The sequence below is a fragment of the Herminiimonas sp. genome (assembly GCF_030655415.1).
In genome coordinates this window covers 780,700-803,176 of sequence record NZ_JAURVN010000014.1, presented here as the reverse complement: position 1 = coordinate 803,176, position 22,477 = coordinate 780,700, and the positions used below count along the sequence as shown (strand labels likewise).

Here is a 22,477-nt window from a genome sequence, read left to right as displayed (position 1 = left end):
AACGGTTCGCGATGCTACAAAGTGCAATGCCTGTCGCAAAGCACAGCGCGCATTGTAGTACAGAACGGGCGCGCTGTCGAGTCATTCGCTGATCTGCACTGAAAATGGGCGTGGATGCACGCGTGCTGCCCATAAAAAATGCGGCAGAATTTTCTGCCGCATTTTGCGTAACTTGTATTGAATTAATTACATGGCGTTGCGTGTGTTCTACCGCTCATGCAATTTCAACAAGCACTTATTCCATGCCACCCATGCCACCGACCACATGCGAAAAGCCGCCGTCGACATAAGTGATTTCGCCGGTAATGCCACTCGACAAATCCGACAACAGGAATGCAGATGCATTGCCGATATCTTCTTGTGTGACGTTACGACGCAAAGGCGCGTGATCTTTAACAAAGTTGAGGATCTTGCCGAAGTCCTTGATACCGCTAGCGGCCAAGGTTTTGATCGGGCCGGCCGAGATGCCGTTGACGCGTATGCCTTTAGGGCCGAGAGATTCAGCCATGTAGCGCACACTGGCTTCCAGCGATGCTTTGGCCAAGCCCATCGTGTTGTAGTTAGGCAGGGCACGGATCGCGCCGAGATAGCTTAAAGTCAGCAAGGCAGCGTTCGGGCTCAACATAGGCAATGCAGCTTTCGCCATTGCCGGGAAGCTGTAAGCGGAGATGTCATGCGCAATCTTGAAGCCTTCGCGCGACAAACCTTCGAGGAAATCGCCGCCAATCGCTTCACGTGGTGCGAAACCGATTGCGTGCACCAGGCCGTCAAGCTTGTCCCAAGATTTACCCAGATCGGCGAACAAGGCCGTGATCTGTTCATCGCTGCCGACGTCGCAATCGAAAATCAATGTGCTGTCGAATTCTTTGGCGAAGCCGGTAATGCGATCCTTGAAGCGTTCACCGACATAGGTAAACGCCAGTTCAGCGCCTTCACGTTTGCAGGCTTCTGCAATGCCGTAAGCGATAGACCGGTTCGATAACAAACCGGTGATGAGAATTTTTTTGCCTTGCAAGAATGCCATGAACGACTCCGGTGGATTTTTGACATTAACTGCGCGTGAATAAGTGCGCTGGAATAAATGCGGAATGGGCAAGATTGTAGGGGCTGGCGGGAACAACAGCAACTTTTGTGAGAATTCTCTGCCTGTTCAGTTCGATTCGCGACGTATTTGCATCTCGCTAGTGCGCCGCAAAGTGGCTGTTTCTGTAGAATAGCCGGATCGACAACATCGGCAATCAAACGACAGTAGTAGCGCGGCTCGTTCGACGGTAGACAAGCTCAGCTGCCGTGGTTAGAAACCGTACCGTCAATAACCACCTTCAGTAACCATTCATTACAACAGGCGCATGGTTAAATCAATTTACGCATTTTTGCTGCTCTGTTTCATGGCGCAAGGCCACGCTGCCTTCGCCACCCACGCTTTTTCTCTCTACGACACGCCGAAATATCCGGCTGGATTTACTCACTTCGATTACGTCAATCCCGATGCGCCCAAAGGCGGCGAGTTATTTCTTGCCAATCCTGATCGTCGCAGCAGCTTCGACAAATTCAATCCGTATTCGTTGAAGGGTGTTGCGGCTGCAGGCGTTTCCAATCTGATGTTTGAAACGCTGGCTGTCAGTTCAGGTGATGAAGTCGCGACCATGTACGGTTTGCTGGCCGACGATATGGTGCTGGCACCGGACAAATTGGCGATGACCTTTCACATCAATCCGAAAGCGCGTTTCAATAACGGCGATCCAGTATTGGCGGCGGACGTCAAATATTCATTCGACACGCTGATGGCAAAAGGCGCGCCGCAATTCAAATCCATCTTCGCCGAAGTCAAGCGCTGTGTCGTTGTCGATGAGCGGACAGTGAAGTTCGAATTCAAATCCTTGAATCATGAGTTACCGCTGATAGTCGGCAGCGTGCCGGTGTTCTCACGCAAATGGGCCGCAGGTACCGAATTCGATCAGATCCAGTTGACGCCGCCTATCGTCAGTGGTCCGTATCTGATTGATCGTTACGATACCGGCCGCTCTATCAGCTACAAATTGAATCCGGATTATTGGGGCGCGAATGTGCCGACACGAAAAGGAACTTTCAATTTCGGACGTATCAACTATCGCTTTTATAAAGACGATGTTGCCAAGCTGGAAGCCTTCAAAGCAGGTGAATTTGATCTGGTAGTTGAATACAGCGCAAAGAACTGGGCGCGTAGTTACAAAGGCCCGAAATTTACCAGTGGCGAAATCATCAAGCGCGAACTGACGCATTCCAACGGAGCCGGCATGCAAGGGTTCGTGATGAACTTGCGCCGGCCTCAGTTCCAGGACGTGCGTGTGCGCCGCGCGCTCGATCTCGCACTGGATTACGAATGGATGAATCGCCAGTTATTCTTTGGCTCGTACAAACGGATTTATTCCTTTTTCAATAACAGCCCGATGGCGGCAACTGGTTTGCCTTCCGCGGATGAACTGAAGTTGCTGGAGCCTTTGCGCGACAAACTCGATCCTGTCGTGTTTGGTCCGGCACCGACTCCACCAAATACCGATGCGCCACGTTCCTTGCGCGCTAACTTGCTGGAAGCGGTTGAGCTATTCCGTCAAGCCGGCTGGACGTATCGCGATGGCGCTTTGCGCAATGCCAAGGGCGAACCGTTTGCGTTTGAAATCATCGACGATCAATCTGCTTTGTCTCGCGTGATCAGCGTCTATATTCGCAATCTGGAAAAACTCGGCATACAAGTCACGCAACGCACTGCCGATTTTGCGTTAGTGCAAAAGCGCATGGATGAATTTGATTTTGACATGACTAGTATTCGCTTCCCGGACGTCAGCAGTCCCGGCAATGAAATGTTCGACATGTTCGGCTCCAAAGCGGCCGATGAAAAAGGTTCAAGCAATGCTTGGGGTTTGAAAGATCCTGCGGTTGATAGGCTGGTTGAGAAATTAGTGGCTGCCGATAGTCGTCAACAACTTGTTGCTGCTGCGCGTGCGCTGGATAGGGTTCTGCTGCACAAACACATCGTCGTGACGCACTGGTATTCATCCACGCATCGCGTCGCGTATCGCGATCGCTTCGGCATTCCTGCGACCGCGCCGCTTTACTATCAGGCCGATCCGTATGTGATTTCAACATGGTGGCAAGAGAAAGCAAGATGAGGATGCTGCGATGAATATCTGGTCTTACATAATCAAGCGCGTGTTGTTGATGCTGCCGACTTTACTCGGTGTGGTCGCGATCACATTCGCGGTGATTCAGTTTGTGCCTGGCGGGCCGGTTGAACAGGCGCTGATCGAATTAAAAGGGCAGGTCGGTGCAGGTGAGGCGACCGGTGGTGGTGCTTCGCAGTATCGTGGTCGCCAAGGCATCGATGCCGAACGTGTGGCAGAGATCAAAGCTCTGTATGGCTTTGATAAACCAGCCGGCGAACGCTTCTGGCAAATGCTGAAAGGTTTCGCCACTTTCGATCTGGGTAAAAGTTTTTATCACCACAAAGATGTGTGGGATCTGGTTGTCTCGAAGCTACCGGTTTCCATCACGCTGGGTTTGTGGACCTTCTTCCTGACTTATTTTATTTCAGTGCCGTTAGGGATCGCGAAGGCAGTGCGTGAAGGCAGTCGTTTTGATTCGATCACCAGCATGGTGGTGTTGGTTGGTTATTCGATCCCCGGTTTCATCCTCGGTGTATTTTTGTTGGTGATGTTTGGCGGTGGCAGTTTTGTGCAATGGTTTCCTTTGCGTGGTCTGACCTCCGATGATTGGGAGCAGATGTCGGTGATAGGCAAGGTGCTCGATTATCTTTGGCACATCACCTTGCCGGTAATGGCATCTGTGGCGGGATCGTTCGCAGTGATGACGATGCTGACCAAAAATACCTTTCTCGAAGAAATACGCAAACAATATGTACTGACTGCGCGTGCCAAAGGTTTGAGCGAAAACGCTGTGCTTTACAAACATGTGTTTCGTAATGCGTTGATTCCTCTGGTGACGGGTTTTCCAGCGGCATTCATAGGTGCGTTCTTCGCCGGCAGTCTGCTGATCGAGACTTTGTTTTCGCTAGATGGTCTCGGCTTGTTGTCTTATGAATCTGTAATCCGTCGCGATTATCCAGTCGTGATGGGCACGTTGTATCTATTCACGCTAATCGGTTTGCTGGTCAAGTTGTTGGGTGACTTGTGCTACGTCTGGGCTGATCCGCGCCTGCAGTTTGAAAGCCTCAATCGATGAATGCATCTGTCATTTCAACTGAAATTCCTGCGGCTCCAATAGCTTCGGCAGCGAAATCCGTTTCGCCCGGGCGACGTGTCTGGTTGCGCTTCAAGAAAAATCGCCGTGGATACTGGAGCCTGATTCTGTTCAGTGTCTTGGTCGTGATCAGTTTGCTGGCCGAACTGGTGTCGAACGACAAGCCATTGATTGCGAGTTACAAGGGCGAGATTGTTTTTCCTATCTTGACTACGTATTCGGAAAAGAAATTCGGTGGCGATTTTGAATCGCAGGCGGATTATCTTGATCCGTTCATACGCGATCAATTCAAGAAGGATGGCAATTGGGCGATTTATCCGCTCAATGATTACCACTTCAATACGCTGAATTATTTTGCAACGTCGCCAAATCCAGCGCCGCCTTCAGCCGACAACTGGTTGGGTACTGACGATAGAGGTCGCGACGTTTTTGCACGTTTGCTTTACGGCTTCCGCGTATCGGTGTTGTTCGGGCTGGCGCTGACGTTTACCGGTGTGCTGCTGGGTCTGCTCACTGGCGCAATTCAAGGTTACTTCGCAGGGAAAACGGATTTGTTCTTCCAGCGTTTTATGGAAATCTGGGGTTCGATGCCGGAGCTGTATTTGCTGATTATCTTCGCTTCGATTTTTCAACCTAGTGTCGGTTTGCTGCTGCTGCTGCTGTCGCTGTTTGGCTGGATGGGTTTGTCGGATTATGTACGCGCCGATTTTCTGCGCAATCGCAATCTTGAATATGTACAAGCCGCACGTGCGCTTGGTTTGTCGAACGGCCAAATCATCTGGCGCCACGTACTGCCGAATAGTTTGACACCAGTCGTGACGTTTTTGCCGTTCCGCATGAGCGGTGCGATCCTGGCACTGACTAGTTTGGACTTTCTTGGACTTGGTGTACCGGCATCGACCGCGAGCCTTGGTGAATTGCTGGCACAGGGAAAAAATAATTTGGATGCGTGGTGGATAGCGGTATCGACCTTTGTTGTGCTGACTGTGATGTTGTTGCTGCTTACGAATATCGGTGATGCCTTGCGTAACTCTCTGGATGTCCGGAGGAAGGCATGAGCTTGCTCGACATTCAAAATCTGCAGGTCGCCTTCGATACGACTAAAGTCGTTAACGATGTCAGCTTCAGCATCGCAGCGGGAGAAAAATTTGCGCTGGTCGGTGAATCCGGCTCGGGTAAAACCGTCACGGCTCTATCCATCTTGCGCTTGAATCAGGATGTGAATTACAGCGGGAAAATCCTGTTCGAAGGCCAGGATATTTTGCAGCGTACCGAAGCATCCATGCGCGCGGTGCGCGGCAATGACATTGCGATGATTTTCCAGGAGCCAATGACAGCGCTTAATCCGCTGTTCACGATAGGCAATCAGATCGCTGAAGTATTGATGCTGCATGAAAGTATCAGTGCCAAAGCTGCTGCGCTGCGAACTATCGAGTTGCTGGATAAAACCGGCATACCCGAGCCACAGCGCCGTGCTTTGTCGTATCCACATCAATTGTCCGGCGGCCAGCGTCAGCGCGCAATGATTGCGATGGCACTTGCCTGCAAGCCTAAATTGCTGATCGCCGATGAACCAACGACCGCACTTGATGTAACGATACAAGTGCAAATCGTGGAATTGTTGAATCAGTTGCAGCGTGAAGAAAACATGGCGGTGCTGATGATCACGCACGACTTGAATCTGGTACGACATTTTGCGGATCGCGTTGGCGTGATGGAAAAAGGGCGGCTAGTTGAAGTCGCCACTACGCAGGAATTATTCGCCGCACCGCGCGAAGCTTATACCCGCAAATTGTTGGCGAGCCAGCCGCATAAACTGGTGAATACGGTGGACTCGACTTCTACTCCATTGATGAACGCCGAGCATCTGCGCTGTACCTTCGATATCAAGCAAGGCTGGTTCAAGAAGACGAATTTTGTCGCGGTTGATGATGTCAGCCTTGAAGTACGTGCTGGCGAAACCCTGGGCATAGTCGGTGAATCTGGCTCTGGAAAATCAACGCTGGGATTGGCCTTGTTGCGGCTGTCCAGCGCCAAAGTAACAGGCACTATTGCCTTCGATGGCAAAGCTATTAACACGATGCGTAGCGATGCCTTACGTCCTTTGCGCGCGCGCATGCAAGTGGTGTTTCAAGATCCGTTTGCGTCTCTGTCGCCGCGTCGCACGATAGAACAAATTGTCGGTGAGGGTTTGGCACTGCATCAGCCGCAATTGAGCGGGGATGGGATAAGCAGAGCGGTCGCCGACGGTTTGCTGGAAGTCGGTTTGCCGGCAGACATTATGTCGCGTTATCCGCATGAGTTCTCTGGCGGCCAACGTCAACGTATCGCGATTGCGCGCGTGCTGGTATTGAAGCCGGATTTGATCTTGCTGGATGAGCCGACTTCATCACTGGATGTATCGGTACAGCAGCAAGTCTTGTTGCTATTGGCCGAACTGCAGAAAAAATATGGCATGGCGTATATTTTCATCAGTCATGATCTGGCGGTGATCCGTGCGATGGCGCATCGTGTGCTGGTGATGAAAGACGGCAAGGTGGTGGAGAGTGGTGCGACCGATGTCTTGCTGTCGCAACCGTCACAGGCTTACACTCAACGATTGCTGGCAGCTGCGGTGTATGCCGATACTAAAGACGGCGCAGTAAAGGCTTGATGCAGAAAAATCCACAGTGAAAACGAGTGGATGTTTTAAACACGCTCATTGAAAAAAAGCCCGACTCAATCAGAGTCGGGCTTTTTTTATTTGATGGTTTATTACTTGATCGCGACGCGAGTAGATTGGGCGGAGACGATGACTTTGCTGGAGCGGTTGTTGCTCGAAGCAGAGCGGCTATTACTGGATTTCGCTGCGGCCGTTTTAGTCGATTTGGTATTGCGGCTTGCTTGTCGAGTGACGGTTTTGCTGGACTCGGATTTGGCCTTCGATTTGCTGGCCGTACGTGTAGTACTGGCAGCACGGAAAGGTACGTGCAGTTCTAGCTTCTGGCCACTCGCCAGTTTGTCGCCACGCAAATCGTTCCAGTTCTTGATCTGAGCAGTCGTGACTTTGTAGCGGTTTGCGATGGTGTTGATCGTGTCGCTCTTCTTGACGGTGACATGGATTTTTTTCGAATCCGGCACATCGGGCGCCATCGCCATCGTCGCGTTATCAGCAACGTCTTGTGTAATATCCTTTTGCGAAGACTCGTCAGTACGCGGCACCAAAATCGTTGAGCCAGCTTTCAACACCATCTTCGGTGGAATATTGTTGACCTCACGAATAACTTGCGGCGTGGTGTGGAATCTTGCGGCAATGACTTCAATTTTTTCGCGCGCGTTAGTGACTTTGTGCGCAGTCCATGACGACAATGCATGTCCCCACTTGCCCAGATTCGTTTTGAATTTTTCTGCGTTGCTTTGCGGCAGAAGAATTTGTGTGTTGCTACTGCCGGTAATGACAGGGCGATTGAATTGCGGATTCAATGCCTTGAATTCGTCCATAGGCATTTCTGCAAACTGTGCCGCGAGCTTGACGTCGATATCGCGGGTTTTTGCAACGCTGACAAAGTAAGGTTGATTATCGACCTTGACCAGCGTGATGCCATAAGAGTCAGGCGCTGCGATGATGTTTTTGACCGCTTGCAACTTTGGAACGTAGTTCTTGGTTTCTGCCGGCATGTAAACCGACAGGCTGTTGAAATCGGTACCTACGCCAGCCGCTTCGGCTTTCTTGATCGCGCGCTGCACTGAACCTTCGCCCCAGTTATACGCGGCTAATGCAAGCTGCCAGTCGCCGAACATGCCATACAAACGTTGCAGATAAGTCAGCGCTGCATCGGTCGATGCCAGCACGCTGCGACGTTCATCCTTGAACATGTTTTGCTTCAGATTGAAGTCGCGACCTGTGGATGGAATGAATTGCCACATGCCGGCTGCTTTCGCAGTCGAATACGCTTGCGGATTGAAAGCCGATTCGATGAACGGTAACAAAGCCAGTTCGGTCGGCATGCCGCGTTTTTCCAACTCCTCGACCACGTGATACAGATACAGCGATGCACGTTTGGTGGTGCGACCTATGTAGTCAGGACGCGAGCTGTACCAAAGCGTCTGGTTGATGACGAGTTGGTTGTCTACCAGATCCGGAATCGCAAAACCCTTGCGTATGCGCGCCCATACATCGACATCGCTGGCGACGACGAATTCGCTAAGCGGATCATTGGCGAGGTTGGGGTTGTCTTGCAGCGCTGCATCTTGTGCCCAGCTACTGTAGGAGTAGGGTAGCGACAAATCGCTGGCGGCGTGGGAGGCGGTGACGGTGCCGAGTAGGAAAACGGCAGCGGAAATAACTTTAACAGATACTTTTAAATCGGATCTAGGCATGGGGTCTCACAAAATACCGACCCATGATCAGCCGGTTGAAAAGAATAATTGTCGAGTGTAAGTAATGCGCATTTTGCTCGTCAAGACAATTTACACAACTGCTAGTGATTAAAGTTGATTTTTGACTATCGCTAGCTGTTAATAAATTAACATTAATCCGCTAAATTACAAGAAAAAATCTCAGCGGAAGTTGTTTTTCCATTCGCGCAGCGCGGCGAATACGGCGACCGGATCGTTATTTTCCACTCGGCCTTCGTCTATCAATTGCTGCGCAATCGCTGGTACGCGGGCGCGCAAAAAGGGATTCGTCGATTTTTCCAGTCCGATATTGGATGGGACCGTCGGGATATCTTTAGCGCGTTTCGCCTGTTCAGCCTCAAAGCGGGCAGCCAACGCCGCGTTGCCAGGCTCTGCAGCCAAGGCAAAGCGTAGGTTGGATATTGTGTATTCATGCGCACAATAGACTTTGGTGTCATCCGGCAACGCTGCCAGTTTTTCCAGCGACGACAGCATTTGCTTGGGCGTGCCTTCAAACAAACGCCCGCAACCGCCGGCAAACAGAGTGTCGCCACAAAACAGCCAGCCTTGCTCGGCTGCCACATAGGCAATATGGCCTAGCGTATGGCCGGGCACTTCGAGCACAGATAATTTCAAATCGAGTTCGGGAATGGTGACAATGTCACCTTCATCCAAGGGCTGCGTCACGTTGGCAATCGGATCATTGCGTGGCGCAAATACCGGGACTTTGTAATGTTGCAAGAGTTTTGCGACACCGCCGACATGGTCACTGTGGTGATGTGTCAGTAGAATAGCGACTAAGGACAGCTTGTGTTCTTTCAACGCATCCAGAATCGGCGCAGCATCGCCCGGATCAACTACGGCAGCGTGCACGCCATCGTGGATAATCCATAGATAATTGTCGTTAAAAGCGGGAACGGTTAAAACATTCAACATGCGCATGGAAACATTTTCGTCTGAAAAATCCATTATATCTCTCGGCTCCTGGCTAGAGACGCCGGCCGGCAATTATGTGCGCGATTGGGAGCACGCGCGTCTTGATGAATTGACTGTCGATATTTTTGGCTTTAACGCGACGCAGATAGGTTTGCCGCAGATTCAAGCTTTGCGTGCGAACCGGATGCCGCATCAATGGCTGACTGATACGTTGATTCCCGCGACTGGTTACGATAATGTCGCCAAACCGTTGGTGGTGGTGCAGGATTTTGAGGAATTGCCATTTGCTTCGAATAGCATCGACTTGATTGTGTTGCCGCATGTGCTGGAATTTGCAAAAGAGCCGCATCAGGTTTTGCGCGAAGTGGAGCGCGTGCTGATACCGGAAGGTCAGGTCATCATCTCCGGTTTTAACCCATTCAGTTTGTGGGGCGCGCGGCAAGTCGCGGGACGTTTGAGTGAAAGCTATTTCTTGCCGCAAGAGGGCGAGTTCATCAGCTTGTCGCGTCTGAAGGATTGGTTGGAATTATTGAATATGGAAGTCAGTGGCGGCCATCTAGGTTGTTATGCGCCACCTTGCGAAACTGAAAAATGGTTGCAGCGGTTTTCCTTCATGGAAAAAGCCGGCGAACAATGGTGGCCTTATCTGGGCGCAGTGTACGTAGTGCAAGCGATCAAGCGCGTCAAAGGGATGCGTCTGATCGGCCCTGCATGGAAGACGCAAAAAGCTGCGGCACCACAAGGCGTGCCGGCAACGAACAAGATTCATCGATAGATTAAAAGAAGAACAGCAAAGTGGAAAAACACGAAGAACGTATGGAAAAGATAGACATTTTTACCGACGGCGCATGCAAGGGTAATCCCGGTCGCGGCGGTTGGGGCGCATTGCTGGTGATGGGTGAACGCGAGAAAGAATTGTTCGGCGGTGAACCAGGCACCACGAATAACCGTATGGAATTGAAAGCAGTAATCGAAGCGTTGAATGCATTGACGCGACCATGCGAAGTTGTCGTACATACAGATAGCCAATACGTACAAAAAGGTATCAGCGAATGGATACATGGCTGGAAAGCGCGCGGCTGGAAAACTGCAGCGAAGGCGCCGGTCAAGAACGTCGATTTATGGCAAGCGCTGGATGCCGCGCAAGCCCGACATAAAATCGAATGGCGTTGGGTGCGCGGTCATAACGGTCACGTCGGCAATGAGCGTGCAGACGCGCTGGCAAATCGCGGTGTAGAAACCAGCTCAGCCTGAAGTACACCTCAAACGCTGCGCGGCATTCGATTTTCCGTCAGATAAATCCCAGCTTATGCACGGACGTTTGTTCGCCAATGCAGTTAATTTTTTCGCGATGTGTAGGGGCGAAAATAACCATCAATTTTTGAAGATTTAAGTCATGCGCCAAATTGTTCTCGATACAGAAACCACTGGACTGAATCCACGCTCCGGCGATCGCATTATTGAAATCGGTTGCGTTGAATTAATAGACCGTCGTTTGACGGGCAACAACTTTCATCACTACATCAATCCTGAACGTGATTCTGAAGAAGGCGCGTTGGCAGTCCACGGATTGACGACTGAATTCCTCAGCGACAAACCAAAGTTTGCAGAAATTGCAAATGAATTCCGCGACTACATCAGCGGCGCCGACGTGATTATTCATAACGCACCGTTCGACGTCGGCTTTCTTGATGCTGAACTGAAACGCGTCGATAGTCCACTCTTCAGAGAGCATGTAGGCCTGGTGATTGATACGCTGGTGCAGGCAAAAGAAATGCATCCAGGTAAGCGTAATTCGCTGGATGCATTGTGCGATCGTTATGGCATATCGAACGCGCACCGTGCATTGCATGGCGCGTTGCTGGATGCTGAATTGCTGGCAGAAGTTTATCTGGCGATGACGCGCGGTCAGAACAGCTTGTCTATGGATCTAGGCGGGCAAGATGTTGATAGCGATGGCGTGATGCTGGAAGTGGTTGCAATCGCTGATGTTTTGTTGCAGAAGGCAAGCGAGGATGAGCTGGCCGAACATGAACTGGTCATGAAAAGTCTGGACAAGGAAGTGCGCGGACAATGCTTGTGGCGTGCCGCGACTCCCAATTGATAGGCGCGAGCCTTTTATGAGATAATTTCACCAAACTCGGGAGGTTAGCTCAGGGGTAGAGCGATCGCCTCACACGCGATAGGTCACAAGTTCGAAACTTGTACTTCCCACCAAATTCCTTGATCAGATATGTGCTGCGATCTGCATCATCCACGATCAATTTCTTGATCGTGTTCTTACATAATACGTTCCAATAACACAGCTTTTGTGTTGCACCGGGCTAGGCTTTGGCTGCGGTTTTTTGCGCAAGTGCTACCTCATGGATGAACTGCAGTTTCTGCATCACTTCGTTCGATAGCGCAAACGGATAGGCATCCGGCATGCCGATGCTGCGATTCAGACTGTTCAGCACATAGGTCAATGCAAACCAGTTGTCCGCCAATTCGCTGAATGATCCGGTTTTTAGCGGTTGCTTTTCGATGGCAAGAGTTGGTTCGCGCGCTTTACGCGGCTCTAGTGTCATGCCGCAGGAATAGGCAGTTTGCAGCGTGTCTATCATGTGCAGATAATGCGCCCAGGTTTCAGCCCAATCTTCCCACGGATGCGAGCTCGCATAGCTGCTGACAAAGCGTTGATCCCAGTCCGCAGGTGGACCATTTTTGTAATGGTTTTCGAGAGCTTCGCTGTAATCCTGCTGTTCGTCGCCGAATAATTCTCTGAACGGTGTCAGCCATTTTGAATCGACGATCAGTCGGTCGAAATAATAATGTCCACTTTCATGGCGGAAGTGACCGAGCAGGGTGCGATATTGCTCGTTCATATTTTCGCGCGCCTTCTCGCGTCGGGCAGGATCGGCTTCTGCAATATTGATGACAATCAGCCCATTGTCATGACCAGTCATGACTCTTTTCTCCGGCGTATCTTCCAGAAATTCGAAAGCCATGCCGGTATCTTCATCGACCACTTTAGGCGTCGGTTGCAAGTGCAATTCCCACAGCGAAAACAGCAAGCGGCGTTTCGCAGCTTCCAGTCGCTTCCAGTAAAGCAGATTTTTTTCGTTAGATAAATCGGGGATGGTGCGCGTCAATTGGCAGGAGTCGCACAAATCATTTTCTGCATCGGCAGGCAACATCCAGTTGCATGCATTTTGTTGCACGTAATTTGTACACTGTTTGTAATGTAGGCCGGCATTTTTTGGATTCAGGCTACGCCATAAACCTTCATCCTCAGATTCGAAGGTGCCGATCGCTCGCTGATCTGGTAGAAAGCCAAGCATGCCGCCACAGTTTTCGCAGCGCACATTTTCAAAAAATACTTGCTGACCGCATTGATCGCAGTGAAATGTTTTCATTCTGTCCTGTCTTGTTCGGGTGAGTTACAGAGATGAAAAGATTGATCATCTGGAATCGAGATCGTTCCGTGAATCGAATGTTCTAGCGTGTTTTATTCATTAACACTGACCGTCACGTTGACTTGCAGTCCATGCTTGCCGCCGCCGAGTACGATACCGCGCATAGGCGTAACGTCGCTGAAGTCGCGACCCCAGCCCAAGGTGATGTGTTCGTGTTGTACCAGGCAGCCGTTGGTGGGGTCGAAATCAACCCAGCCGAATTCGGGACAGAACACAGAAGCCCAGGCATGCGATGCATCGGCGCCTATCAAGCGCGGCTGACCTGCGGGCGGATGCGTCAGGATGTAGCCGCTGACATAACGTGCCGGCAAACCAATACTACGCAGGCAACCGATCATTAGTTGCGCAAAATCCTGACACACGCCGCGTCGATCTGTGAGTACTTGTGCCAGCGGCGTGGAAATGTCGGTGGCTTCGCCATCGAATTCGAAATCATCGTAAATGCGCTTGGTTAAATCGAGCGCTGCATCCAGGTGTGGTCGACCTGGTGTGAAGCTGATTAGCGCGTATTGCGCCAGATCCTTGCTGCAGATCACATGCGGCGACGCGTAAAGAAAGTGCAGTGGCTCCAGCGCGTCGCCGCCTTGGAACTGGCGCAGCTCATCGCGCACGGTTTCCCACGGCAAGGTAGCGCTGATGGCGTCAACAGTCTGCCGCGCTCGCACTGCGACGGTAAATTCCGCATGCACCAGCAACTCTTGATGCGGCGCTGTAATCGTGATGTATCGAGTGCTGTTGCCAAAATAATCAGCGCTGTCAGAAGACTCAGCCGGCTCTGGGCCTATCTGCACATCATGCGACAACACATCCTGATAACAAAAAGAGCGCGGCGACATGTGCAGGTATTGCTGCGACAAGGTCACCATACTTTGATAAGTGTAGCGCGTCTGGTGCACAATCCGATAATGCGCAACCGGATTGTTCGTCATTGATGCGCACATGCTGCTTGTTCCTCGTCCATATTGTCGCCACGAACATCGCCACGCATGTCACCCGTATAGCTGAAGAAACGCAAGCCTAGTTGTTCAGAAACTTCATAGCTGGCGAGGTTGATACGCGCCAGCAAATCAACCAGTTCTAAATTGCCACTGCGCAGATCGGTTCTCGGTGATAGAGCGCTCAGTTCTTTCATGACCGGTGTCAGCAGTCTTTCGCCGCAATAGCCATAGGTCACGGAAAGTTTTTCCTGATACTTCACGATACCTTGCAGTTGAAACATGACGGAGCGTGGATTGGTCTCGTCCAGCAGCAACAGATCTAGGGTGCGTACCCATTCCGGACGCGCCTTGTAACGCGAGCGATAAGTGACGCTGCTGTCCGATAATTCGAGCAACCAATCGAGGTAGCTGCCGGAGTTCATTTGCAGCGCATGTTGCAGGATGACGCACTGAAATTGCAGCCGTTCTATACGTCGGCCTATCGATAGAAAGCGCCAGCTGTTGTCGCGCGTCATACCGTCGGTCGCAAAGCCCGCCAGCGTCATCAGCGAAGTGATCGTCTCATCGAGTATTACGCCAGCTTCGGCCAAAGATGGCGGCGCGCTGCTGTCGGGACGTTCTATCATGCGGTTCAGAATGCGCCAATTGTCCTGTGACAGTCGTTCACGCAATTGGCTGCCGATGCGATAGAGCTGTTCAAGATAGGACGCAGGTCCCGGCAAATCTGTTGAGATGACCGCCAGCACCAATGCAGCTTCGACCTCGGCATCGCTTAGCAATTCTTCCGTCTTTTGCGACTGACTTTGACTTTGCCCCTGACTTTGCGTTTGGCTTTGTTCTTCCGGAATGCTCTCTATCAAGCCGAACGACTTGCACAAACCCTGAATTACTGGCCATTCTTTACCCCGATGTTCTGGCTGAGTATTCAGCATGAAGTCGAGAGTGGTGCGTATCAGGCGCGACACAGTCATGCAGCGTTCGGTATAGCGACCAAACCAGTACAAATTTTCAGTTAGACGGCTCGACAGGCGCGTATCTTCACGCAGCAAGTCTTCATTGCTGACAGCGAGTTGCCGCATGTTCAGCATTGGAGTACTGGCTATTCCTTGTACCCATGTATCTTTACTACCCCCGCCGCGCTGCATCGTCAGCACGCGCGCATCAGGACCGGTCGCGACGCGCGTCAAGCCGCCTGGCATCACGACATAGCCATCTGGCGTGGCGCAGGCATAGACCCGCAAGCCGATCGCCGATGCATCGAGGCCGGGTTTCTTATCGGATTTCCAAACAGGGGCCTGCGACAGTTGTACTAAATCTTGTGCGACGAAATTTTGCGGTTCAGCGCGCAAGCTGGCGATGAACGCGTCGCGCGCTTCACCTTTCAAATCCTGACCGAACACCGGCATGTTTTGCAATTGCGGAAAGCTCGGCTTGATGATCAGCCTATCCAGATTTTCGATCACCTGTTCCAGCGCAAGAGGTTCGCCGCACCACCAAGTGCCGACGGAAGGCATTTTCAACGGTTCGTCCAGCAGGCGTTGGCATAGAGTAGGCAAGAAGCCCAGCAAGGCACCCGATGACAGCAGATTGGAACCGAGGCTGTTGGCGATGAGTACATTGCCGCGCCGTGCGGCTTCGATCAAGCCGGCCACACCCAAAACCGAATCGGTACGCAGTTCAAGCGGATCGCAAAAATCATCATCGACGCGGCGCAGAATGACATGCACGCGCTGCAGGCCGGACAGCGTTTTGTACCAGACCATGCCGTTACGTACCGTCAGGTCACTACCTTCGACCAAAGGAAAGCCAAGATACTTTGCGAGGAAAGTTTGTTCGTAATAGGTTTCGTTATACGGCCCTGGCGTCAGCAAAACAATCAGCGGCTGTTCGTCTTCGCGCAAAGGCAAACCAAGCTCATCGCCATATTGATTTGCGGCGCACAAGCGACCCCAATGCGCCAGGCTGTCGCGCATGGTGGAGAAAAATCCAGCCAAGTGCTGTACTTTGAGGTCACGAAATAAATCAGGAAAAGCGCGAGAAATAATGGAGCGGTTTTCCAGCGCATAACCAGCGCCGGACGGCGCTTGCGTACGGTCGGCGACGACCCACCATTGGCCGTTGGGCGCACGCGCCATGTCGACTGCGTAGAAGTGCATGGCAATGCCATCGCGATGTGCAATATCGTGGCAAGGACGCAGGAAACCGGCATTGCCATGGATGAGCGCTGGCGGCAATAAACCTTCTTCCAGCAGCTTTTGTTCGCCATACACATCCAGCAAGATACGATTGAGCAGTGTGGCACGCTGGGTGACGGCTGCTTCGATCTCGGCCCATTCATCGTGCGGCAAAATCAATGGCAGTACGTTCAGATCCCACGGTCTGTGTACACCGCTGGCATCGTCATACACGTTGTAGGTGACGCCGTTGTTGCGTAAACGTCGGCGCACATTGTCGATGCGCTGACGCATCTCATTGGGCGTTTCTCTGGATAAATACTCCAAAAAAGTGCGCCAATGAGCCCGCGTTTCCCCGGCCTCATCGCGCATCTCGTCGAAGTTGCCCTGTGCCGCCGGATAGTCCGTTAGCAATTGTTCTAATAACATTTTTTCTTATCGGTTTGGTTGCCAGCGCAGGTCGAGCGTCATTGGAAAACTTGGGTTCAAGTCTTCTTTATAAACCGTAATCGGACCCGGAGTATGCCCATGTTCCCAAAAGCGGGCAAATCGGCGTGCTTCGGCAGCGTTGGCATTGACCGGTGAATTTTCTTCACTACGGCCACCCGGATGCGATACATGGTAGGTGCAGCCGCCGATTGCGCGACCGCTCCAAGTGTCGACCAGATCAAAAGTCAGTGGCGCGTGAACGCCGATAGTCGGATGCATGGCCGACCACGGATTCCATGCCTTGAAGCGTATGCCAGCGACAAATTCGCCCGGTATGCCGGTTGGGTGCAGCGGAACGGGACGGCCGTTGCACGCCACGATGTAGCGGCCTTCGGTCATGCCGCGCAAACGCAACTGCATCCGTTCGACGGATGAATCGACATAACGCGCGGTTCCGCCGCTGGCAACTTCTTCGCCTAAAACATTCCATGGTTCGATCGCCTGGCGCAATTCCATTTCCACACCTTCGTAGACGACGGTGCCGAAACGCGGGAAGCGGAATTCTATGAATGGATCGAACCAGCTTTCTTCAAATGCATAGCCAGCTGCGCGTAAATCCTTAACCACGTCGCGGATATCCTGCGCCACAAAGTGCGGCAGCATCCAGCGGTCATGCAATGCAACGCCCCACGGCACCAGTTTGCATGGATACGGCTCGTTCCAGAAACGCGCGACCAGTGCCCGGATTAGTAACATTTGCAGCAGGCTCATGCGTTCATGCGGCGGCATTTCAAAACCGCGGAATTCTAATATGCCAAGCCGGCCTGTCGGTCCCGCTGGCGAGTACAACTTGTCGATTGAAAATTCCGAGCGATGCGTATTGCCGGTCAGATCGACCAGTAGGTTACGCAGCAAGCGATCGACCAGCCAAGGGCGTTCGCTTTCCTGCATGTTCGGCAACATCTGATCCATCTGCTGGAACGCAATTGCCAATTCATACAAGTTGTCGTCGCGCGCTTCATCCACGCGTGGCGCCTGGCTTGTAGGGCCGATGAAGGTACCCGAGAACAGATACGACAGCGCCGGATGATTTTGCCAGTAGGTGATCAGGCTTTTCAACACATGTGGACGGCGCAGGATCGGACTGTCGGCAGTGGTCGCACCGCCGAGCGTGGCGTGATTGCCGCCGCCAGTGCCGGTGTGGCGACCATCGACCATGAATTTTTCCGTGCCGAGCCGCGTCAGACGCGCTTCTTCATACAACGTCGTGATGTTGTAGACCAGCTCATTCCAGGTCGCGGCCGGATGAATGTTGACCTCGATCACACCAGGATCTGGCGTGACGCTCAGCATCTTGATGCGCGGATCGCGTGGCGGCGGATAACCTTCCATCCACAGCTTCATGCTCAGCTTGGCGGCGGTATGTTCAATGATCGCTACCAGCGCCAGATAATCTTCGATGCGTTTGAGTGGCGGCATGAAAATATGCAGGCGGCCTTCACGTACTTGTACGCAGAGTGCGGTGTGAATGACTTCACGCGCGTCCGGATTTTCTTGCAGTTTCGCTGCTGGCGGTTTGGCGCGCGCGGCGTTTTCTGTTTCTGTTTTAGCGGATGCCAGCGCACCGCGCTTGACGTAAGGATCGACATCGAATTCTGGCGGTACATCTTCCGGCAATACCCATGGCAAGGCATTCAGCGGCAGGCGCAGACCCATAGGTGAATCGCCCTCGACCAAATACAAATGCTCGCGTTTGAGTGGCCACTTACTGGTACGCCACGAGGTTCCCAATGCAATATCCGGATCGACTTCAGCCGGCTTGATCGGCAGCACATAGCCGACTAGTTCGCCGAGTCCTTGTTCCAGCAAACGCGCCAGACGTTGCCGTTCTACCGGTGAATCCAGGTCGGATTTAAGCGGGTCGAGATTGACCGGTAAACGTTGTTCGATCTGCGACTGGGTTGCCGCATCTTCATACGCTGGCAGCAAACTGCCAGCCGGCAGCGACAAGGCCTTGACCAGTTCCGTTGCATAGCGCTCGGCTTCTGCCGGGCCATAACCATCATCTTTTTCTTCATCGGAAAACAGCGCGGCATCGCGCCACATCGGCTGACCATCGATGCGCCAGAAAATATTCAGTGCCCAGCGTGGCAATGGCTCGCCTGGATACCATTTGCCCTGGCCATAATGCACCATGCCACCAGGCGCAAAATGCTTTTTCAAACGGTGCATCAATTGCCCCGCCAGTTCACGCTTCTTGTCTCCATGCGCAAGCGTGTTCCATTCCGCGCCATCCATGTCATCGATAGAGACAAAGGTTGGTTCGCCACCTTGCGTCAAACGTACGTCATTTTTTTTCAGATCAGCATCGACCAGTTGGCCCAGCTTGTCGATGCTGTTCCATTCGGCTTCGGTATACGGCTTGGTAACGCGGGGATCTTCGTGAATGCGCGTGACTTTCATCTCATGCACAAAGGTGACTTCCGCCTTGTCGGAGTAACCAGTGACCGGCGCCGCTGACGATGGCATGGCGGTGCAGGCCAATGGAATATGGCCTTCGCTGGCCAGCATGCCGGAAGTCGGATCCAGCCCAATCCAGCCCGCGCCCGGTATATAAACTTCGCACCACGCATGCAAATCGGTGAAGTCGGCGTCCGGACCGTTTGGACCATCCAGCGATTCCTGATCCGATTTGAGTTGAATCAAATAACCGGAAACGAAGCGCGCCGCTAATCCCATATTGCGCAGAATGTGCACCAGCAGCCAGCCGGTATCGCGGCAGGAGCCAGTCTTGTTCAGCAGGGTTTCTTCCGGCTTCTGGACACCGGGTTCCATCCGTACCAGATAGCCGATGTGCTTTTGCAAACGCTGATTGATCGCCACCAGAAAATCGTTGGTCGGCAAATTTTTCTTCAGCAATTCGGCTTTGGTTTCAGCTATCCATTTAGCTTGCAGCGGCCCTGGCGTATCTGCTTTCAGATAGGCGCTCAGTTCGGTAATCAGCTGCGACGTGTAACTGAAAGGAAACTGTTCTGCGTATTTTTCGACGAAAAAATCAAAAGGATTGATGACCGTCATATCCGCGATCAGATCGACGGTAAATTCAAGTACATCGGTTTTTTCCGGGAACACAAAACGCCCGATGTAATTGCCGTAGGGATCTTGTTGCCAGTTGACGAAATGCTGTTCCGGTTCGACTGTCAATGAATACGACAGGATAGGCGTGCGGGCATGTGGTGCCGGTCGCAAACGGACTTTATGGGGAGACAGATTAACGAGTCTGTCATATTGATATCGGGTTTTGTGATGCAGCGCGACGCGAATAGCCATGGATCGAATCTTTCGTTCAACGTTTAAGCAGGGGTTGAGGGCACGGATGCAATGTGCTTTTACCAGTGCATCGGGTGCCCTGTATTTCGACCATTAATGCTTTTCAATAAGCAGAAAGTGTACCCGGGTGTGCATGAGGATAGGGCAGAGATAAAAAATAAAACGATACGCTCAAGTGCAAAATTTTTCAGAGTTGTGCGAATAAGGGTATCGCTGCTCAAGGTGTGTCGCGACGTTCATTATAACTTTGCGGAGTTCGACATCAGGGCGCTGCATCAGTGCCGAACTATGCGACACGTATTTAGCATTTACGTACGCCGCATTGAGGGATGATATAAATTTTCTGGTAAGTTACTGACGCGATATGGGCAGTAAAAGCAGACGTGCGCACACATAAACCGGAATTTTGATTTAGCAGTAAGTCTTGTGCATGTCGTGGGGATGCGTCATTCTGACCCGCATCCACTATGTTCAGCTAACTTAATAAGTAGGTCTTCTTAATATTGGCTGATGCAGTTTTAATCGTCATCAGCTTTTATTGTGGTCGTAAATTGGTCGCATCATCGCGGATTTATTCATTGTCGCGTTGAGTTGGAAAGCTTGTTGCTAAGAAGTTCGGCCAGGAATTGTGACTTCAAATTTAGTCCATGTTAACTATTTGCTATGGCACAATAGAACGAGCATCTAATCGGTTACAGCGATCGGCTACCACTTTTTTCCGTTTATCCAGGGACGACAATGACAACAATGATTTTTTACGAACGCGCAGTTGCGCTGAATCGTGAACGGCATCAAAAACTGAAAATCCAACTGAAAACAAATCATTTTGCATTCGCTGCAAAAACTAATTCAGTCCTGATTGCTGGTAGTGAATTGACGGAAGCATCGCGCGATTACCCTATCGTTTTTATCGGTAAAGAAGGCGGTCCTTTCACGATGGCTGCGCTGGTTGGTTTGGGTGATAAAGACAATCTGTTGGTCAATGACAGCGATAACTGGGAACCAGGCACGTACATCCCGGCATTTATCCGTCGTTATCCATTTGTCCTGGCAGGTAGTGATGATGCAGAATCGTTGACGGTCTGCATCGATGAAGCCTACGCCGGTTTGAACGATGAGCGCGGCGAAGCATTGTTCGCTGCTGATGGTACCGAAACGACATACCTGAAAAATGTTATCGAGTTCCTGGTCTTGTTCCACAGCGAAATGAAACGTACCAGTGCATTCGCTGCGAAGATGTCAGAGCTTGGATTGCTGACATCCAAAGTCGTCACCATCGAACGCGAAGGCGTGAAGCAAACGCTGGAAGGCGCTTGGGTCGTCGATGAAGTGAAACTGAATGCCTTGGACGACGCTACGACTTTGGAATTGGTTCGTACCGGTTACATGGCATGGATCTATGCACACCTGATGTCGCTGAACAATGTCACTCGTTTGGCTAAACGCATGGATTCACGTCGCATTGCTTCGGCAGCTTCAGTTGCAGAAACAACTGCAGAAGCAACAGGCAGTGCAGCTGTTCATTAAACGTTTTTAGTATCGGTATTTCCGGCTGTAACGCATGCGTGATAGGTAGTTAAAAACGCATTACCGTTACGGTCGGTGCCACCTGATAGATGACCTGCAAGATCATCTTCGGTGCGCGTCATCAGCTCTGTAAATTCTTTCTCATCAATCACAAAGTGTTCACGTAAATCGCGCAGCATAGGCTGCAGATCGCGTATGTGCATTCCGGTTTCGTACAAATTGATGTCGAAGGAAAGACGTGGAGAATTTTCTTCTCGTACTTCTACGAACAGTAGTTCGGTTGTTGAGACTTTTTCTGCTGCCTGGGTAATGATGGTCTTGGCGATGTTGCGCACAACGTCGTTTTCTTTTTGCTCGCCATACATGGCATCCACTTTTTCAAGCAGGTTTGGCAAGCTCATTGTCTGCGGTCGCGTATAGCGCGATATCGCGCGTTGATCTAAATTTTCAGCATTCCATTTGTAGCCGATGTACAGCGGGTGTGGCGTGCTTGCGTCGCCTTTGCCATTGGGGAATTCCAAATAGAATTTGTACGTGCTGATTTGTCCCTGTTCAAAGCCGATATGGATGAAATTTGCATCTGGCAGTTGCTCTTGAGCGCTCGTGATAAAGGCTTCAGGCAAACCCATTTTTCTCATCAAGAAAACGATATCTTCCAGAGCAATTACATCAGTGCTGATGCCTACCAGGAAGCGTTCACTCCAGAGATTATTTGCGGCCATTTTGAATGAGCGCTCATAGCCATTGAGCGGCAGATTTTTAATGAGTAGATACAAAGCGTGAGCAAACGCATTACTTGTATTTAATTCGCCACATTGCAGGCGTGCGTCAGCCATTGCACCGCGTTGGTCATCATGCTCAGACCAACTAGTGCCGAAGCTTGTTTCATGTTGGTGCATGGTGTGCATCAAGCTCAAAGAAAGATGCTTTGCGGCAACTGGGTCGAGAGCAATGGCTGTAGCCATTGCGCTGTTTCCGAAGCGTAAAAACACACCGTTTTTCGACCACTGATTTCCCCATCGATCAGCCTTCAAAATCGCACCAAAAAACGCATGAGAAAAAAGAGAATTTCATT

16 protein-coding genes and 1 tRNA gene are annotated in these 22,477 nt (G+C 51.5%); 9 read left to right on the top strand and 8 right to left on the bottom strand.

Annotated features, from left to right (window positions below):
• Positions 1–235 precede the first annotated feature (235 nt).
• A complete protein-coding gene (gene fabI, locus Q7T66_RS12855; RefSeq protein WP_304933705.1) occupies positions 236–1,024 on the bottom strand; it encodes an enoyl-ACP reductase FabI in 789 nt (262 codons plus the stop codon).
• A gap of 325 nt (positions 1,025–1,349) precedes the next feature.
• Between fabI and Q7T66_RS12850 the strand changes: the two genes are divergently transcribed.
• Genes Q7T66_RS12850 through Q7T66_RS12835 form a run of 4 tightly spaced genes read left to right on the top strand, consistent with a single transcriptional unit; the run spans position 1,350 to position 6,889 of the window.
• Positions 1,350–3,149, top strand: coding sequence for an extracellular solute-binding protein (locus Q7T66_RS12850; RefSeq protein ID WP_304933704.1), 1,800 nt, complete (start codon positions 1,350–1,352; stop codon positions 3,147–3,149).
• Between the two features lie 10 nt (positions 3,150–3,159).
• Positions 3,160–4,218: a microcin C ABC transporter permease YejB gene (locus Q7T66_RS12845; RefSeq protein WP_304933703.1), complete on the top strand. Its 1,059-nt coding sequence runs from the start codon at positions 3,160–3,162 to the stop codon at positions 4,216–4,218.
• Entirely contained in the window at positions 4,215–5,294 is a 1,080-nt protein-coding gene (locus tag Q7T66_RS12840) for an ABC transporter permease (RefSeq protein WP_304933702.1), read from the top strand. Before Q7T66_RS12845 ends, Q7T66_RS12840 begins: the two co-directional genes overlap by 4 nt.
• Positions 5,291–6,889 carry an ABC transporter ATP-binding protein gene (locus tag Q7T66_RS12835; protein WP_304933701.1) on the top strand — a complete coding sequence of 533 codons (1,599 nt, stop codon included), beginning with the start codon at positions 5,291–5,293 and terminating at the stop codon, positions 6,887–6,889. The genes Q7T66_RS12840 and Q7T66_RS12835 overlap by 4 nt, the downstream gene beginning before the upstream one ends.
• 101 nt (positions 6,890–6,990) lie before the next feature.
• On the opposite strand, the gene Q7T66_RS12830 is transcribed toward Q7T66_RS12835, so the two are convergent.
• Both Q7T66_RS12830 and gloB read right to left on the bottom strand, forming a co-directional pair.
• A complete protein-coding gene (locus Q7T66_RS12830; protein WP_304933700.1) occupies positions 6,991–8,595 on the bottom strand; it encodes a transglycosylase SLT domain-containing protein in 1,605 nt (534 codons plus the stop codon).
• Between the two features lie 180 nt (positions 8,596–8,775).
• A complete protein-coding gene (gene gloB / locus Q7T66_RS12825) occupies positions 8,776–9,549 on the bottom strand; it encodes a hydroxyacylglutathione hydrolase (protein ID WP_304933774.1) in 774 nt (257 codons plus the stop codon).
• A gap of 4 nt (positions 9,550–9,553) precedes the next feature.
• Here gloB and Q7T66_RS12820 point away from each other — a divergent pair, with 4 nt between their 5' ends.
• The 4 genes from Q7T66_RS12820 to Q7T66_RS12805 all read left to right on the top strand — a co-directional run bounded on the left by Q7T66_RS12820 (position 9,554) and on the right by Q7T66_RS12805 (position 11,766).
• On the top strand, positions 9,554–10,324 hold the full coding sequence (locus Q7T66_RS12820; RefSeq protein ID WP_304933699.1) for a class I SAM-dependent methyltransferase: 771 nt from the start codon (positions 9,554–9,556) through the stop codon (positions 10,322–10,324).
• Between the two features lie 41 nt (positions 10,325–10,365).
• On the top strand, positions 10,366–10,803 hold the full coding sequence (rnhA, locus tag Q7T66_RS12815) for a ribonuclease HI (RefSeq protein WP_304933773.1): 438 nt from the start codon (positions 10,366–10,368) through the stop codon (positions 10,801–10,803).
• 142 nt (positions 10,804–10,945) lie between these two features.
• Positions 10,946–11,653 (top strand): DNA polymerase III subunit epsilon, encoded by a 708-nt coding sequence (dnaQ, locus tag Q7T66_RS12810; protein WP_304933698.1) that lies wholly within the window; start codon positions 10,946–10,948, stop codon positions 11,651–11,653.
• A 38-nt stretch (positions 11,654–11,691) separates the two neighbouring features.
• Positions 11,692–11,766: transfer RNA gene (locus Q7T66_RS12805), tRNA-Val, on the top strand.
• A gap of 107 nt (positions 11,767–11,873) precedes the next feature.
• On the opposite strand, the gene Q7T66_RS12800 is transcribed toward Q7T66_RS12805, so the two are convergent.
• From Q7T66_RS12800 to Q7T66_RS12785, 4 genes are all read right to left on the bottom strand, one after another.
• Positions 11,874–12,944 (bottom strand): putative zinc-binding metallopeptidase, encoded by a 1,071-nt coding sequence (locus Q7T66_RS12800; RefSeq protein ID WP_304933697.1) that lies wholly within the window; start codon positions 12,942–12,944, stop codon positions 11,874–11,876.
• A 92-nt stretch (positions 12,945–13,036) separates the two neighbouring features.
• Positions 13,037–13,945 carry a transglutaminase family protein gene (locus tag Q7T66_RS12795; protein WP_304933696.1) on the bottom strand — a complete coding sequence of 303 codons (909 nt, stop codon included), beginning with the start codon at positions 13,943–13,945 and terminating at the stop codon, positions 13,037–13,039.
• On the bottom strand, positions 13,930–16,545 hold the full coding sequence (locus Q7T66_RS12790) for a circularly permuted type 2 ATP-grasp protein (RefSeq protein WP_304933695.1): 2,616 nt from the start codon (positions 16,543–16,545) through the stop codon (positions 13,930–13,932). The genes Q7T66_RS12795 and Q7T66_RS12790 overlap by 16 nt, the downstream gene beginning before the upstream one ends.
• Positions 16,546–16,551: 6 nt before the next feature.
• A complete protein-coding gene (locus Q7T66_RS12785; protein WP_304933694.1) occupies positions 16,552–19,875 on the bottom strand; it encodes a DUF2126 domain-containing protein in 3,324 nt (1,107 codons plus the stop codon).
• A gap of 738 nt (positions 19,876–20,613) precedes the next feature.
• Between Q7T66_RS12785 and Q7T66_RS12780 the strand changes: the two genes are divergently transcribed.
• The gene (locus Q7T66_RS12780) at positions 20,614–21,402 is read left to right on the top strand and encodes a SapC family protein (RefSeq protein ID WP_304933693.1); all 789 of its coding nucleotides are present in this window, start codon (positions 20,614–20,616) and stop codon (positions 21,400–21,402) included.
• On the opposite strand, the gene Q7T66_RS12775 is transcribed toward Q7T66_RS12780, so the two are convergent.
• Positions 21,399–22,367: a hypothetical protein gene (locus tag Q7T66_RS12775; protein ID WP_304933692.1), complete on the bottom strand. Its 969-nt coding sequence runs from the start codon at positions 22,365–22,367 to the stop codon at positions 21,399–21,401. The two genes, Q7T66_RS12780 and Q7T66_RS12775, sit on opposite strands and share 4 nt — an antisense overlap.
• Positions 22,368–22,477: the final 110 nt, after the last annotated feature.

Excerpts from the sequence above, each read along its gene's own strand:
- dnaQ (WP_304933698.1), top strand. The coding sequence starts at position 10,946 with ATGCGCCAAATTGTTCTCGATACAGAAACCACTGGACTGAATCCACGC.
- Q7T66_RS12835 (WP_304933701.1), top strand. The coding sequence starts at position 5,291 with ATGAGCTTGCTCGACATTCAAAATCTGCAGGTCGCCTTCGATACGACT.
- fabI (WP_304933705.1), bottom strand. The coding sequence starts at position 1,024 with ATGGCATTCTTGCAAGGCAAAAAAATTCTCATCACCGGTTTGTTATCG.
- Q7T66_RS12850 (WP_304933704.1), top strand. The coding sequence starts at position 1,350 with ATGGTTAAATCAATTTACGCATTTTTGCTGCTCTGTTTCATGGCGCAA.
- Q7T66_RS12830 (WP_304933700.1), bottom strand. The coding sequence starts at position 8,595 with ATGCCTAGATCCGATTTAAAAGTATCTGTTAAAGTTATTTCCGCTGCC.
- Q7T66_RS12785 (WP_304933694.1), bottom strand. The coding sequence starts at position 19,875 with ATGGCTATTCGCGTCGCGCTGCATCACAAAACCCGATATCAATATGAC.
- Q7T66_RS12780 (WP_304933693.1), top strand. The coding sequence starts at position 20,614 with ATGACAACAATGATTTTTTACGAACGCGCAGTTGCGCTGAATCGTGAA.
- Q7T66_RS12800 (WP_304933697.1), bottom strand. The coding sequence starts at position 12,944 with ATGAAAACATTTCACTGCGATCAATGCGGTCAGCAAGTATTTTTTGAA.
- Q7T66_RS12840 (WP_304933702.1), top strand. The coding sequence starts at position 4,215 with ATGAATGCATCTGTCATTTCAACTGAAATTCCTGCGGCTCCAATAGCT.
- Q7T66_RS12795 (WP_304933696.1), bottom strand. The coding sequence starts at position 13,945 with ATGTGCGCATCAATGACGAACAATCCGGTTGCGCATTATCGGATTGTG.
- rnhA (WP_304933773.1), top strand. The coding sequence starts at position 10,366 with ATGGAAAAGATAGACATTTTTACCGACGGCGCATGCAAGGGTAATCCC.
- Q7T66_RS12845 (WP_304933703.1), top strand. The coding sequence starts at position 3,160 with ATGAATATCTGGTCTTACATAATCAAGCGCGTGTTGTTGATGCTGCCG.
- Q7T66_RS12790 (WP_304933695.1), bottom strand. The coding sequence starts at position 16,545 with ATGTTATTAGAACAATTGCTAACGGACTATCCGGCGGCACAGGGCAAC.
- gloB (WP_304933774.1), bottom strand. The coding sequence starts at position 9,549 with ATGTTGAATGTTTTAACCGTTCCCGCTTTTAACGACAATTATCTATGG.
- Q7T66_RS12775 (WP_304933692.1), bottom strand. The coding sequence starts at position 22,367 with ATGGCTACAGCCATTGCTCTCGACCCAGTTGCCGCAAAGCATCTTTCT.
- Q7T66_RS12820 (WP_304933699.1), top strand. The coding sequence starts at position 9,554 with ATGGAAACATTTTCGTCTGAAAAATCCATTATATCTCTCGGCTCCTGG.